The 13699-nt window shown below is 69.6% G+C and carries 13 protein-coding genes and 2 pseudogenes; 2 read left to right on the top strand and 13 right to left on the bottom strand.

Annotated elements, in window-relative coordinates; all coding sequences use genetic code 11:
* Positions 1–19 precede the first annotated feature (19 nt).
* The 11 genes and pseudogenes from psmA to dapA form a co-directional block, all read right to left on the bottom strand.
* Entirely contained in the window at positions 20–787 is a 768-nt protein-coding gene (gene psmA, locus ACP99_RS13245) for an archaeal proteasome endopeptidase complex subunit alpha (protein ID WP_049987057.1), read from the bottom strand.
* Positions 788–791: 4 nt separating this feature from the next.
* The gene (locus tag ACP99_RS13240; protein ID WP_049987056.1) at positions 792–1271 is read right to left on the bottom strand and encodes an Rpp14/Pop5 family protein; all 480 of its coding nucleotides are present in this window, start codon (positions 1269–1271) and stop codon (positions 792–794) included.
* 6 nt (positions 1272–1277) lie between these two features.
* Positions 1278–1956, bottom strand: a pseudogene (locus tag ACP99_RS13235) (class I SAM-dependent methyltransferase).
* Positions 1940–2692 carry an RNase P subunit p30 family protein gene (locus ACP99_RS13230; RefSeq protein WP_049987055.1) on the bottom strand — a complete coding sequence of 251 codons (753 nt, stop codon included), beginning with the start codon at positions 2690–2692 and terminating at the stop codon, positions 1940–1942. The pseudogene ACP99_RS13235 and the gene ACP99_RS13230 overlap by 17 nt, the downstream one beginning before the upstream one ends.
* 103 nt (positions 2693–2795) lie before the next feature.
* The gene (locus tag ACP99_RS13225; RefSeq protein ID WP_049987054.1) at positions 2796–3284 is read right to left on the bottom strand and encodes a BGTF surface domain-containing protein; all 489 of its coding nucleotides are present in this window, start codon (positions 3282–3284) and stop codon (positions 2796–2798) included.
* Positions 3285–3432: 148 nt separating this feature from the next.
* Positions 3433–4560 carry a M20 family metallopeptidase gene (locus ACP99_RS13220; RefSeq protein WP_049987053.1) on the bottom strand — a complete coding sequence of 376 codons (1128 nt, stop codon included), beginning with the start codon at positions 4558–4560 and terminating at the stop codon, positions 3433–3435.
* Positions 4561–5463, bottom strand: a complete 903-nt coding sequence (dapF, locus tag ACP99_RS13215; RefSeq protein WP_049987052.1) for a diaminopimelate epimerase — start codon at positions 5461–5463, stop codon at positions 4561–4563.
* Positions 5460–6704: pseudogene (gene lysA / locus ACP99_RS13210) on the bottom strand (diaminopimelate decarboxylase). The gene dapF and the pseudogene lysA overlap by 4 nt, the downstream one beginning before the upstream one ends.
* Complete coding sequence (locus tag ACP99_RS13205) at positions 6701–7546, bottom strand: 2,3,4,5-tetrahydropyridine-2,6-dicarboxylate N-succinyltransferase (RefSeq protein ID WP_049987051.1); 846 nt, start codon at positions 7544–7546, stop codon at positions 6701–6703. Before ACP99_RS13205 ends, lysA begins: the two are co-directional and overlap by 4 nt.
* Complete coding sequence (gene dapB / locus ACP99_RS13200; protein ID WP_049987050.1) at positions 7543–8373, bottom strand: 4-hydroxy-tetrahydrodipicolinate reductase; 831 nt, start codon at positions 8371–8373, stop codon at positions 7543–7545. The genes ACP99_RS13205 and dapB overlap by 4 nt, the downstream gene beginning before the upstream one ends.
* Positions 8373–9287: a 4-hydroxy-tetrahydrodipicolinate synthase gene (gene dapA, locus ACP99_RS13195; protein ID WP_049987049.1), complete on the bottom strand. Its 915-nt coding sequence runs from the start codon at positions 9285–9287 to the stop codon at positions 8373–8375. The genes dapB and dapA overlap by 1 nt, the downstream gene beginning before the upstream one ends.
* Before the next feature lie 350 nt (positions 9288–9637).
* On the opposite strand from dapA, the gene ACP99_RS13190 reads away from it, so the two are divergent.
* Together ACP99_RS13190 and ACP99_RS13185 are read left to right on the top strand one after the other, a co-directional pair.
* Positions 9638–10135, top strand: coding sequence for a LabA-like NYN domain-containing protein (locus ACP99_RS13190; RefSeq protein WP_049987048.1), 498 nt, complete (start codon positions 9638–9640; stop codon positions 10133–10135).
* Between the two features lie 104 nt (positions 10136–10239).
* A complete protein-coding gene (locus tag ACP99_RS13185) occupies positions 10240–10734 on the top strand; it encodes a PUA domain-containing protein (RefSeq protein ID WP_049987047.1) in 495 nt (164 codons plus the stop codon).
* 26 nt (positions 10735–10760) lie between these two features.
* Here ACP99_RS13185 and ACP99_RS13180 read toward each other — a convergent pair whose 3' ends face one another.
* The gene (locus ACP99_RS13180) at positions 10761–11783 is read right to left on the bottom strand and encodes a presenilin family intramembrane aspartyl protease PSH (RefSeq protein WP_049987046.1); all 1023 of its coding nucleotides are present in this window, start codon (positions 11781–11783) and stop codon (positions 10761–10763) included.
* Positions 11784–11841: 58 nt separating this feature from the next.
* Entirely contained in the window at positions 11842–13650 is a 1809-nt protein-coding gene (locus tag ACP99_RS13175) for a cbb3-type cytochrome c oxidase subunit I (protein WP_049987045.1), read from the bottom strand.
* Between the last annotated feature and the right edge of the window lie 49 nt (positions 13651–13699).

Below are 13699 nucleotides of genomic sequence, written 5' to 3'. Positions count from 1 at the left end.
CGCGGTGCCGAGCGGCGGACTACTCCTCGTCGCCGTCCGCCTCGGCGTCCTCCTCGGACGGTTCGAGGTCGTTGTCGGCGATGTACGTCGCGATCTCGTCGTTCGTGAGTTCGACGAACGCCTCGCTCTCCGTGGAGATCGTGGCGACGTCGACGCCGTCGGCGGCGAGTTCGTCGTCGTTGGCCGAAGCGATCGCCCGGAGCGCGAGACCGACTCCCTCGTCGAGCGTCAGGTCGTCGTCGTAGTTCTCTTCGAGGTGCTCCTGGAGGTCGCTTCGGTCCGCGCCGATCGAGACGGCCTTCCACTCGTAGGGCGTGCCCGAGGGGTCCGTCTCGTACAGTCGGGGTTCGCCGTTCTCGACGCCGCCGATGAGCAGCGCGACGCCGAACGGGCGCGCGCCGCCGACCTGGGTGTACTGCTGGATGTGGTCGGTGACGTTCTTCGTCAGCGTCTCGATGCCGACCGCCTCGCCGTAGCGGAGTCGGTTGACCTGCGCCTGCCGCCGCGCGAAGTCGATGAGCTGACGCGCGTCGGCGACGTGGCCCGCGGAGGCGATGCCCGCGTGGTCGTCGGCCTTGTGGATCTTCTCGACGCTCGTCGGTTCCATAAGCGGCGACCGAGAGCGCTTGTCCGCCGCGAGAACGACTCCCTCGGGCGTTCGGACGCCGACGCTTGCTGTCCCTCGCTTGACTGCCTCTCTGGCATACTCCACCTGATAGAGGCGACCGTCGGGCGAGAAGATCGTGATTCCACGGTCGTATGCCTGCTGTTGGGCTTGTCCCTGCATAGTATCACTCGAAATCGAGCCGCGTCGCGCCCGCGAACCCGTCCCCGAGGTCGACATCGACGCGGTCGCCGCGAACGACGGCGGGGGAGGATTCGGTCTCGAACACGACGTCTCTCTGTTCTCCATTTCCGGTCCGGCCGTTCAAATACCTTTCCTCACAGGCGCGGACGGTGCCCGAGATCCCGCGGACCCGCAGGCCGACGGGGTGGCCGTCGACGCGGTCGAGCGCGGCGACCGCTGCGCGGGCGCGGTCCTCGGTTCCGCGGTGGGCGCGAACGATCGTCTCCCCGTCGCCGTCGCCGAAGTGGAAGGCCAGCACCGTCAGGTCCGTCTCGGCGCTCCCGGCGTCGCCGTAGAGGTTCTGCGCCGCGTACCACAGGTCGCGCTGGAAGGACCCGCGGTCGAGGTCGGCGTCGGGCCACGCCTCGATCCCGACCGCGAGGTATCGCCAGCGCGGTTGGAGGTGTTTCGGGAGGTGTTTCACGCGCGCTCACTCCTCCCGCGTCTCGTCGGGACCCCGTTCGCGGTCCGTCGGCGTGACGCCGACGCGCTCGCTGGCGTTCCCGAAGCGCTCGGCGACGAGGACGCCCACCTGATCGTGGACGCGCTCGACCGCGGTCAGGACGAACCCCTCGTCGGTCAGCGCGTCGACGAGCGTCCCGACGGTCGCGGGGTCGTCGACCGCGGGGTCGTAAAAGGGCTCGTCGGGGTCGGGCGTCCCGAAGAACATCACGTCGCCGAGGACGAAGCGGCGCGGGTTCAGATCGGCGACGACGGCGATCGCCTCGCGTTTCTCGGCGTCGGAGAGGTGGTGCATCGCGAAGTTGGAGGTCACCAGATCGACGTCGCCGTCGTAGTTCGGCTCGCGGAACCGCCCCTCGCCGAACTCGACGTTGTCGAGTCCCGCCGCGGCGGCCTTCTCGCGCGCCGCGTCGAGCATTCCCTCGCTGATGTCGCGCCCGATCACCCGCTTCGCCTTCGGCGCGAGCGCCAGCGCGATCGCCCCCCGTGCCCGTCCCGAGGTCGAGGACGACGTCGTCGGGGCCGGGCGCGGCGTGTTCGACGACGAGATCGGCGCAGGCGAGGTACTCCGCGGAGTCCTGCTCGTCGTCGTACGAGGAGGCCAGTTCCGAGAAGCGCTCGGCGTGCTCGTCAATCGTCTTCTTCATACCGGCCCCGTTCGACGCCCGGGGCAATGAACGACTCGGACAGGCGCTCGCGGTTGCGGGCGACGAGCCGCCCCCACTCGTCGAGCCCCTCGCGGGTCCACTCGCGCCCGAGCCCGATCTCCTCGCCGACCGCGGCCACCTCCCGCGGCGCGCGGAGTTCCAAGTGGGACGTCGGGTTCGCGCTCACGACGTACGGTGCGTCGTAGTGATCGAGGATGCGCTTGAGCTTCCGGAGTTTGGTGAGGTGACGGACGCGGGTGCCACCGCGCGAGCGCAGTACCGGTCCGAGGTTCACCTCGATCCGGACGTCGTTGTCGCGGGCGGCCTTCGCGAGCACGTGGTTGACGTCGCCGTCGGCGCTCCCGTTGCGGGCGGTTCGCCCGCCGTTACCGCCGTCAGTCCCGCCGTTCGACCCCTCGAACGGTCGGGCGAGGACGTCGACGCGCGCCTGTTCGACCGCGAAACGGTTCAGCGCGTTCGTCCCCCCGGCGACGATGACGACGGTGTGCTTCGTCCGGGCGTTCCCGACCGCGCCGCTGGCGTGCTGAGGGTCCTCGGCGACGATCTCGGCGGCGTCGACGACGTCGACGGCGAGCGAGTCGCGGAGGCTCCCGTAGTCGGGGCGGGCGTCGTCGGCGCGGACGACCACGCCGTCGTACCCGTAGCGGTCGGCCGTCGCCGCGAAGCGAGCGGCCGTGCTCTGTCCGTCGGGGTGGGCGTGGACCGCCTCGTACATAGCCGAACGCACGCGTCCGGGGGGTATGGTGGTTACGGATCCGCGATCGACGCGGGCGGCGGTCGCCAGATCGGGGGTCGACTCCAGAGGAAGAAGCGACGAATCAGCGTCGCGTCCGGACGAGCGCCGCGCTCCCGACGAGGGCGACGATCGCGACGACGCTCCCGAACCCGGGCGCAGACACTGGTGAATCGCCCGTCTCCGCCGGCGTCGTCCGGTCGTTTTCGATCGGGATCTCGAAGTCCGCGCCGCGGTCGTCGTCCCCGCTAGCGACGACCACGGACACCCCGACGCTGTCGTGCTCCTCGATCGCCGAGAGATCGACCGTCGCGTTCCAGTCTCCGTCGCTCCCGACGGTCGTCGTTCTCGTCTTCAGGAACTGCGGGCTCGTCTCGCCGGTCGAGGAGAGTCGAACCTGGATCTCCGTCCCGGCATCGAGCGTCGACGTCCCGCTGACTGTCGCGTTCTGGACCGACTCGACGGCGTCGGTTTCCAACTCGACCGGCGCGTCCCCGGACTGGGCGGCGACCGGGGCTCCGACGGCGGCCACCGCAGCGACGGCGAGGGCGGCAACGAGCGCGAGCGCGGTCACTCTGTGGACGTTCGGTGGTGATACGAGCAGTCGATCGAAAGGCTTCGATGGAGGGCCTCTCATCACAGCCGAACCGACGGACGGACGGCTCAAGTAGCCGAGGGAAACTTAAACGCTAGTTTGAGGCCGCACTCGTTTCGGTCGGCCGTTACCGATCTCGGCCGACCAACCGCTGCGTCGCGTCCGAGAGCGCCGACGCGGCGCGCCGGACGTCGTCGACGTCGACGTACTCGCGCTCGGCGTGGGCCACAGCCCCCTGGTCGTCGGCGAGGACGCCCGGCCCGAAGACGACGACCGGCGCGGGCGAGAAGTACGACGCCTCCGTCGCCGCGGTGAACGGGCGCACGACGCCTGACCCGCCCGCCCGCTCGGCGGCCCCCGCGAGCGTCCGGACGAGTTCGTGGGACTCGTCGGTCGCGAACGCCTCCAAGAAGGGCGTCGGTCGGTCCGTGAGGTCGAACGCGACGCCGACGTCCTCGGGGACGGCCTCGCGGACCGCCGCCTCAAGTTCCGCGCGGAACCCCGCGGCCGTCTCCGGCGGGACGCTCCGTCGGTCGAGGACGAGTTCGCACTCGGCGGGCACCTGATTCGTCGATTCGCCGCCGGAGACGACCGTCGGCGTCAGCGACGCGGAGCCGAGTTGCGGGTGGGACGCACGATCGTCGTCGAACGTTCGGATCGCCGCGAGCGCGCCCTCGAGTCCGGCGATCGCGTTGATTCCCGAGTCGGACTCGGCGGCGTGGGCGGCCGAGCCGGTGAGCGTCAGCGTGCCCTGGAACCGGCCTTTGGCCGCGGGACAGACGTCGAGTCCGGTCGGCTCGCCGACGACGTAGAGGTCGGCGTCGAGGTCGAGCGCGGCCGCGCCGGTCGAGAGTACCTCCTCGTCGGGCGTCACCGCGAGCGTAACCCGGGCGTCCGCTGCGGGTTCGACCGCGAAGAAGGCCGAGAGCAGCGCCGCGAGCGGTCCCTTCGCGTCGCAGGAGCCGCGACCGCGGATCCGCACGAGGTGGCCGTCGATCTGGTCGCGCTCGAACGGCACGTGCGGCGAGACGGTGTCGATGTGCGTGTTGAAGACGAGGTGCGTCTCGGGGTCGGCCGCGCCCTTCGAGGCCAGCGTGTTCCCGGCGTCGTCGACGCGGGCGTCGACGCCCTGTGATTCGATCGTCTCCACGAGGAACTCGCGCATCTCGGCGACGTCCTCGTTGGAGGCGATCGGGACGGCGGCCTCGAGGAAGTCGACCGGGTCGAACGTCGCCGCTTCGACGGTTCCGGCCATCTACGTCGACCGCATCACGGTGTCCAGTTCGCCGGCGAACTCCCGTTCGGCGGGGCCGGCGAGCGTCGCCGACTCCCCGTCGGGGACGGTGATCCGGAGGTCTCCGCCCGGCGGGCTGACGGTCACTTCCTCGTCCCCGTCGATGAGGCCGAGGCGCTTCGCGACCGCCGCGACGGCGACCGCGCCGGTGCCGCAGGAGCGCGTCTCGCCCTCGACGCCGCGCTCGTAGGTGCGCTGACGGAAGTGCGGGCCGTCTACGTGCGCGTCACCGCCCGCCTCGTCGGGATCGACTCGCGAGGCGATGGTGACGTTTGCCCCCTCCGGGAACACGTCCGCGTGACGGACCGCAGGCGCGATGGTCTCTAGGTCCACCTCGTCGACGTCGTCGACGACGGCGACGGCGTGGGGGACGCCCGTGTTCACCGCGGTGACGGTGAGTCCCTCGACGTTCTCCTCGATCAGTTCCGTGTCGCGCGCGAGCGGAACGTCGCGCGGGGCGAAACTCGGTTCGCCCATCTCGATGGTGACGTCGTCGCCGTCGACGACCGCGTGGCGCGTGCCAGCGGGCGTGTCGATCATCAGTTCCGCGGAGCCGGTTCGCTCGGCGGCCCACGCGGCGGCGACGCGCGCGCCGTTGCCGCACATCGCGGCGACGGAGCCGTCCGGTTGGACGAGCGTCATAACCACGCGCGGCGGCGAGTAGTGCGGCTCCAAGGCGAGAAAGAGCACGCCGTCAGCGCCCGTACGCTGGGCGGCCTCGTGCTCGACGCCGGTGCTCCGGTCGCAGTGCGTCGTCGCGAACGCGGGCCGGTCTGGGATCGATTCGACGGCGTCGACGACGATGAAGTCGTTGCCGGTGCCGTGGTACTTTTCGACTGCTACTCGGTCGTGCTGTACGCTCATTGTTCCAGGCTGGTCAGGTCAGTCAGGGTCTCTCGCCGTCGGGCGAGGCGGACGGTCGTGCCGGACAGCGCGACCTCCGCCGGTCGCGGCCGGGTGTTGTAGGTGCTCGACATCTCGTATCCGTACGCGCCCGCGTTCCCGACGGCCAGGAGGTCCCCCCGGTCGGGACGCGAGAGCGGTCTGTGTTCACACAGTACGTCCGCGGACTCACATATAGGTCCCGCTACCGTCGCGTCGATCGTCTCGGCGTCCTCGGCCGCGGAGAGGTTCGAGATCGCGTGATAGGCGTCGTACATCGCTGGGCGGAGCAACGTCGTCATCCCGGCGTCGATACCGACGACGGTCGCGTCGCGGGCCTCCTTGACCGTGTTGACGGTCGCCAAGAGGACGCCAGCGTCCGCGACGACGTAGCGGCCGGGTTCGACGGCGAGCGTCGCCTCGACGTCGCCGAGCGCCTCGCGAGTCGCGTCCGCGACCGCTTCCAGGTCCAGCGGTGGCTCGTCCTCCTCGTAGGGGACGCCGAAGCCGCCGCCGACGTCGACGAACTCCAGCGGACCGACGCGCGATTCCACCTCGCGGGCGAGGTCGCCCATCCGACTCACCAGTTCGCGGTGCGCCGAGAGGTCCTCGCCGGAGATGCCGCTGCCCGCGTGGGCGTGGACGCCGACGAGGTCGAAGTCGTCGGCCCACCGGGTGGCAAGATCGGCGACGCGCTCGATCGGGATGCCGAACTTCGCGTTCGCGCCCGTCGACACCTTCTCGTGGTGACCCGCGCCGACGCCGGGGTTCGCCCGGATGCAGAGCCGCCCGTCGAAGCCGCGTTCGCGGAGCCGCTCGACCGTGTCTTCCGCGCCGACGGTGATCGTCAGGTCGGGGTGCTCACGCCAGCGCTCGACGACGAGGTCGAGGTCGTCGGCGGGGGGGATTGACCGCCGTGTACTGAACCCGGTCACCGGGGAAGCCGGCGGCGAGCGCGCGCTCGACCTCTCCGGCGGAGGCGCACTCGGCATCGAGCCCCGCCTCGCGGACCGTCCGCAGGACCGCCTTGCCGGTGTGGGCCTTCAGCGCGTAGCGCACGTCGCGTCGGGGAACGCGCTCCGGAGTCGCGCGCAGTTCTCCTCGACTCTGTCGAGGTCGACGACGTACAACGGGGTCCCGTACTCCTCGGCGAGCGCGACGAGCCGCTCGTCGTCCCACTCGTCGAGCCGGCGGACCGCCGGTCCGCCGTCGCCCTCGCTCATTCCCGCAGCGCCTCCTCGCGGCGTGTCTTGTCCAGCGTGTCGTCCTCGATGTCGAGGGCGACGACCGCGGGCTTGTACGCGCCCGACTCGAAGAGGTCGTGGTCGCCCAGCGACGATTCGACGTAGCGGGTGAACGCCCGGCGGTTCGACGGGAGGTGGCCGTAGATGACCTCCTCCTCGACGAGGTCGTAGACTGGGATCCGCGGGCTGAGCAGCGTATTCTCGCCGACGACGGAGTTCTCGCCGACGTGGAACCCGGAGGTGACGCGGCAGCCGGCTCCGAGGGAGACGCCGTCCTCGACGATCACCGGCGCGTCCTCGACGGGTTCGAGCACGCCGCCGATCAGCGTGTTCGCGCCGAGCTTGACGCCCTCTCCGAGCTGGGCGCAGGAGCCGACGGTGTCGCAGGAGTCGACGAGCGTCCCGTCGCCGACGTGCGCGCCGATGTTGACGAACGACGGCGACATCATGATGCAGTCGGAGCCGAGGTACGCGCCGCGACGGATCGCCGTCCCGTCGGGCGTGTTGCGCGTCCCGCGACCGCCGAGGTCCGTCGTCGAGCGCAGCGGGAGGACGTCGTAGTAGGTGACGTCGCCGTACTCCCGCGGGAGCGTCTCCCGCAGACCGAAGTTCAGCAGGATACCGCGCTTGACCCACTCGTTGACGACCCAGCCGTCGGGGCCGCTCTCTCCTACCTGCTCGGCCGCTCGCACGTCGCCCGTTTCGAGGGCTTCGAGGAACGCGTCGAGCGTCGAGCGCGCCGCCGACCCCGCGCTCGCGGCGTCGACCTCGTCGTCCTGATAGCGCTGCCACAAGTTCTCGATCTCGGATTCCAAGCTCATTGTGAATCGGTGTCCCTGTCGTCGCCGTCTCCGCCGGCGTCTAAGACTTCGTCGAAATCGTATTGGCCCGCGTCGCAACCGGCCAGCCACGTCGCGGCGTCGAGCGCGCCCGCGGCGAAGATGCCGCGTGAGCCGGCGCGGTGAGTCAGTTCCAGCACCTCGTCGTTGCCGGCGAGCAGGATCTCGTGCTCGCCGGTCACGTCCCCCGCACGGCGGGCGTGGACGCCGATCTCGTCGCCCTCGCGGGGCTGTTCGCCCTCGCGGCCGTGGACCCGCTCGGCGTCGGGGTTCCCGCGCGCCTCGTCGATGTCGTCCAGAATCGTCAACGCGGTCCCGGACGGGGCGTCGCGCTTGCCGTTGTGGTGCGTCTCCGTGACTTCGACGTCGTAGCCGGGCAGGGCGGCGACCGCTTCGCGGACCGCGCGCCGGAGCGCGGCGACGCCCCGGGAGAAGTTCGATGCGCGGAGGAACGGGACCTCGCTGGCGACCGAATCGAGCGTCGCCTCGCCGGACTCGTCGTAGCCGGTGGTGCCGACGACGACGGCGACGCCCTCGTCCGCGGCCGCGCGAAGGTACTCGACGCTCGCCTCGGGGACGGTGAAGTCGACGAGGACGTCGACGTCGTGCGCTGCGAGTGCCTCACTGAGGTCCTCGTCCGCGACGACCGCGTCGGGGGCGTTCGGGGCGTCGCCGCTCGGGACGGCCTCCGGAGTTCGGCTGGCCGCCAGCACGAACCCGACGTCGTCGCTGTCGGCCGCGGCGGCGAGGAGTTCGCCCCCCATCCGACCGCTCGCGCCGGTGATCGCGACGGAGAGACCGCCGCCCATCAGATCGCCTCCGTTACCTCGGGTTCGTCGGCCTCGTCGAGTTCCGCGAGGACGCGCTCGAGTTCCGCGCGGTTCTCCGGCTCGATCTCGGTCAGCGGCGGGCGGAGCGCGCCGGAGTTGTGCCCGCGGATCTCCATCGCGGCCTTCACCGGGATCGGGTTGGTCTCGACGAACAGCTGTCGGAACAGCGGCGAGAGCTCGAAGTGGAGCTCGCGGGCGCGTTCGAGGTCTCCCGAGAGCGCGGCGTCGACGAGCGCGACGTTCCGCTCGGGTTCGACGTTGCCCGCGACGGAGATGACGCCGCGACCGCCGAGCGAGCAGATCGGCAGCGTCAGCGCGTCGTCGCCGGAGAGCACCGCGAGGTCCTCCCCGCGGGTGTACTCGATCACTTCCGAGATCTGGCCGACGTCGCCGCTTGCGGCCTTGTACGCTCGAACGTTCTCGTGGCTCGCGAGGTCCGCGACCGTCTCGGGTTCGACGTTCTGGCCCGTGCGGCTCGGGACGTTGTAGACGATCTGCGGGAGGTCGACCTCGTCGGCGATCGTCCGGAAGTGCTCGTAGAGGCCGGCCTGCTCGGGCTTGTTGTAATAGGGAGAGATGAGGAGGAGGGCGTCAGCGCCGGCGTCGGCGGCGCGTCGCGAGAGGTTCAGCGCCTCGCGGGTCGAGTTCGAGCCCGACCCGGCGATCACGGGGACGTCGTCGACGGCCTCGACGACCGTCTCGACGACCTCGATGTGTTCGTCGTGCGTCAGCGTCGCGCTCTCACCCGTCGAACCGGCGGGAACGAGGCCGGCGACGCCGGCGTCTTCGAGCCGCTGTGCGTCCGCGGCGAGCGTTTCGTGGTCGATTTCTCCGTCCTCGTCGAACGGCGTGGTCATCGCGGGGAACACGCCGGTGAAGTCGATCTGTGTCATCGTTGTGGTGGTGTAGGGGTCTCTACCGTGTAGGGTGTGTCGGTTCGCCCGACCGTCTCGGTCGAGCGTCGGTCAGCGAGCGGTGCGCGCCCGGTCGGTGGGTCGCCAAGAACGGGGTTGCTACTCCCGCTCAGAGCGTCGAGGGCGCGCGTTTTTTACCGCGGAAAAGAGGGCCACGCACGGCTGCCTGACGGGGCGTATCCGTCGGCGTCGACGTGGCTCGGGTCACACTGGGGATTGGACGCTCCTGAATGATATACGTTTCGTCGTTCGTACGAGTCATCGGCGGTACGGTCGAGTCCGAACGACGGGACCGGACATTCATGTACCATGGCGACCCCAGGGACTGTATGACCGAGATCCACCCGAGTCAGCGCGTGGCGATGCTCGCCGACGCACAGAACCTCTATCACACCGCTCAGAGCCTCTACTCGCGGAACATCGACTACGCGTCGCTCCTCGAGAAGGGCGTCGCGGGCCGGGACCTCACGCGGGCGATCGCCTACGTCGTCCGGGCGGACTCGCCGGACGAGGAGAGCTTCTTCGAGGCGCTCGTCGACATCGGATTCGAGCCGAAGATCAAGGAGATCAAGACGTTCGGCGACGGCTCGAAGAAGGCCGACTGGGACGTCGGGATGAGCCTCGACGCCGTCACGCTCGCGAACCACGTCGACACGGTCGTCCTCTGCACCGGCGACGGCGACTTCTCCAGACTGTGCTCGCACCTCCGCCACGAGGGGGTCCGCGTCGAGGTGATGGCCTTCGAGGAGTCGACCGCCGAGGAGTTGATCGAGGCCACCGACACGTTCATCAACCTCTCTGAGCGACAGGACACGTTCCTGCTGTAGTCGCCCGCGGAAGGAGCCAGACGCCGAGAGACGCGGATCGCGACTGTCGGCGGTGAGCGACGCAGACCGCGACTGTCTTGACGCTCGACCGGAAACGACGAGGTATGAGCGACGCAGACGGCGAGACGCTGGCGGAGCTGCGGACCATCGCCGACTACCAGTTCGGCGCGGGCGCGGGCGAGGCGCTGTTCCCGAGCGACGGCGACGAGTCGCTGACGGTGCACCGGTCGACGAGCGGCCGGCCGCGACAGCTCGTCGCGCCCGGCGGCCGCATCGCCTCCTACCTCACCGACGGCCGGTTCACCCTCGGCGTCGCGGGCGGGCGTCGCCTCGTCGACGCGCTCGAGTACCCCGCGGCCCGCGTCGTCGTCGGCGACGAGAGCGAGCCCTTCGTCCGCGACGGCAAGAACGCGTTCGCGAAGTTCGTCCGCGGCGTCGACCCCGACGTCAGGCCGGGCGACGAGGTCGCCGTCGTCCGCGAGGACGACACCGTGCTCGCGGTCGGGCGCGCGGAACTGTCCGCGGACGCGATGGCTGACTTCGAGACGGGGATGGCAGTTCACGTCCGCGAGGGAGCCGGCGCGGGCGACGAGGAATAGCTACCGGCGACGTCGCATCCGACCCCTCACAGCCCGATCGCGGTGAGGATCGGCACGCCGCTGGCGAGCGCGCCGACCAGATAGCCGCCGATCGCGCCGCCGTTCAGGAGCGGCAGACCGGCGTGCGCGCGTCCCTTCAAGACCATCCAGAGGAGCGCGAACAGCCCGGCGAACGTCCCGACCATCGCCGTCAGCGCCGGCAGGGTCAGCGCCGGCAGCCACGCGACACCGAGCGACGGCGTCAGCTCCGCCGGGAGGAAGAAGGCCGCGCTCGCGATCATCACCGTCGGCATCACGGCGTCCCCGAGGCCGATGAAGAACGCGTCGCGGACGTCGTCCTCGTCGGACGCGGCGTCTTCCGACGGGTCGTCGTCACCGTCGTCAGCAACCGACGCCTCGGCGTCGGCATCCGCCGCCGGTGCCTCGTCGCCACCGCCGTCCCGCTTCGCGTCGGAAACCGTCTTCCCGGCGTCGGTCTCGCGCAGGGAGTACGACAGCGTCGTCGGCACGACGAGCACGACCGGCAGTTTGAGGTCCATCACGCCGGAGGCGAGATCGAGCATATGTTCGGTGCCGTAGACGCTGATCGCGTCGTAGACCGCGAGCACCGAGAGGAGCAGAATCGCCGGTAAGAGGCCGAAACTGATGCCGAACAACCCGGCCGCGCCCGCGCCCATCACGACGCCCGCGGCGTCGATAACGTACCACTCGGGGTGGAGGAGAAGCAGCGCCGCCAGCGCGACCGACGCGCCGATCGCCAAGAGCGGCGGGAGCAGCACGGCGAACACGTACCACGAGATCGACGCGGCCGCGAGGACGACGAACGCGCGGACGACCCAGTCGAGGTCGTACTTGAACGCCGCGAGCATCGCCGCCGTGGCGACGAGGATCGCGACGATGTACACGAGGCTGTTCGTCGGATCGGAGGGGTCCTCGACGGTCTGATACCCCGATTCGTAGAACGTCGGGACGAGCGCCAGCGCGCCGAGTTGCACGAGGAGGAACAGGAGAGCCGCGAACCCGACGCCGGCGGCGACGCGTCTTCGCATACCGGGCGTTGCGACCGCGTCACTATGGGGGTTGTGTTTCGGAGAGCCGCGACGCCGGTCACTCGACAGCGGCCGACTTGTCGGCGTCGGATCCGTCCCCAGGCGATACCGAGGATCCGGTTTCGTCTGTCGCGTCGCTCCCGCCGTCGGCGACCGTCTCGAACCGCATCCTGTCGAGCCAGTCCCACTCGTTGGTGACCATCCCGTCCCGTTCGAGGTCCCACGGGTCGGCGTCCGCGACCTCCGGGCCTTCGAGCCACGAGGTGACGACGTTCCACACGAAGATCAGCTGGCCGACGACGAGGACGTACACGCCGAGCGTGGCGAGCTGGTGGAGGTCGGTGAAGTACGCCACCGGGCCGACCGTCAGGTCGTAGCCCGCGTAGCGGCGCGGCATCCCGCCGTAGCCGAGGAAGATCATCGGGAAGAACGTGAGGTTCGTCCCGATCATCGTGAGCCAGAAGTGCCACTTCCCGAGGGTTCGTTGGTACCACCGACCCGTGAAGAGCGGGAACCAGTAGTACACCGCGGCGAAGATCGCGAAGGCGATGCCGCCCATGATGACGTAGTGGAAGTGCGCGATGACGTGGTAGGTGTCGTGGAGCACGAGGTCGATCGGGATCGACGCTTCGAAGACGCCCGTCACACCGCCGATGATGAAGTTCGCCACGAAGCCGACGCAGAACAGCATCGGCGTCATAAGCCGGATCCGCCCGCCCCACATCGTCGCCATCCAGTTGAACGTCTTCACGGCGCTCGGTATCGCGATGGCGATCGAGACCGCCATGAAGGACGCGCGAAGCCGCGGGTCGATCCCCGTCGCGAACATGTGGTGCGCCCAGACGCCGAACGAGAGGACCCCGAGCGCCAGCGTCGAGTAGACGACGAACTTGAACCCGAAGAGCCGGCGGCCCGTGAACTTGGGGAGGATGTAGCTGATCAGCCCCATCGGGGGTAACACGAGGATGTACACTTCGGGGTGACCGAAGAACCAGAACAGGTGCTGCCAGAGGATCGCGCCGCCCTCGCCCGCGAAGAACGTCGTGCCGAAGTTGCGGTCGAACAGCAGCATGATCAGCGCGCTGCCGAGCAGCGGGAACGCGAACAGGATCTGTCCCGACTGGACCAGCACCGTCCACGAGAAGATGTCGAGGTTCGCCCACGTGACGTTCTCGCCGCGCTCGGTGAAGATGGTCACGACGAAGTTGATCGCGCCCATCGTCGCCGACACGCCGGTCAGGTGCAGCCCCAGAAGCATCAGATCGATCCCGGCGTTCGACTGCTGCGTCGACAGCGGCGTGTACAGCGTCCACGCGGTCTGTGCGCCCTCGATCCCGAGGTCGAACGGCGCGAGGAGCAGGCCACCCCAGATGAGGAGTGCACCGGGGGGCAGCAGCCAGAACGCGATGGCGTTGATCCGCGGGTACGCCATGTCGTCCGCGCCGATGAGAAGCGGGATCAAGTAGTTCGAGAACGCCGCCAGCATCGGCGTGCCGAACAGGAAGAGCATCGTGACGCCGTGGGTGGTCATCAGCGCGTTGTAGAAGTTCGCCCCGAGGAGGTCGATCGGGGGCGTGAGCAGTTCCGTCCGCATCAGCACGACGGCGATCCCGCCCCACGCGAACGAGAGGAGCGCGAACACGCCGTACAGCAGGCCGATGTCCTTGTGGTCGACCGTCGTCAGCCACCGCAGCAACCCGCTCGGTTTCTCCGCGTGCTCGACGCCCTCTTCGCGTCCGAATCCGGTGCCTCCGGCCGAGGTCGAATACGAGCGCCAGTTCTCGACGCGGAGAATCCACCGGAACACGATCAGCAGGAAGAGCCCCATCACGACGGCGAGCGCTGCCTCACCCGTTGCGACGTCCATACGGTACGGTGGACTGCTACGGTAGTATGGTGGTTACCGCGAACATCTT

It is taken from the genome of Halobellus rufus, from assembly GCF_000739575.1.
GTDB classification, from domain to species: Archaea; Halobacteriota; Halobacteria; order Halobacteriales; family Haloferacaceae; genus Haloquadratum; species Haloquadratum rufum.
The sequence above is the reverse complement of the archived record's forward strand: the minus strand, read 5'-3'. Positions and strand labels throughout refer to the sequence as shown.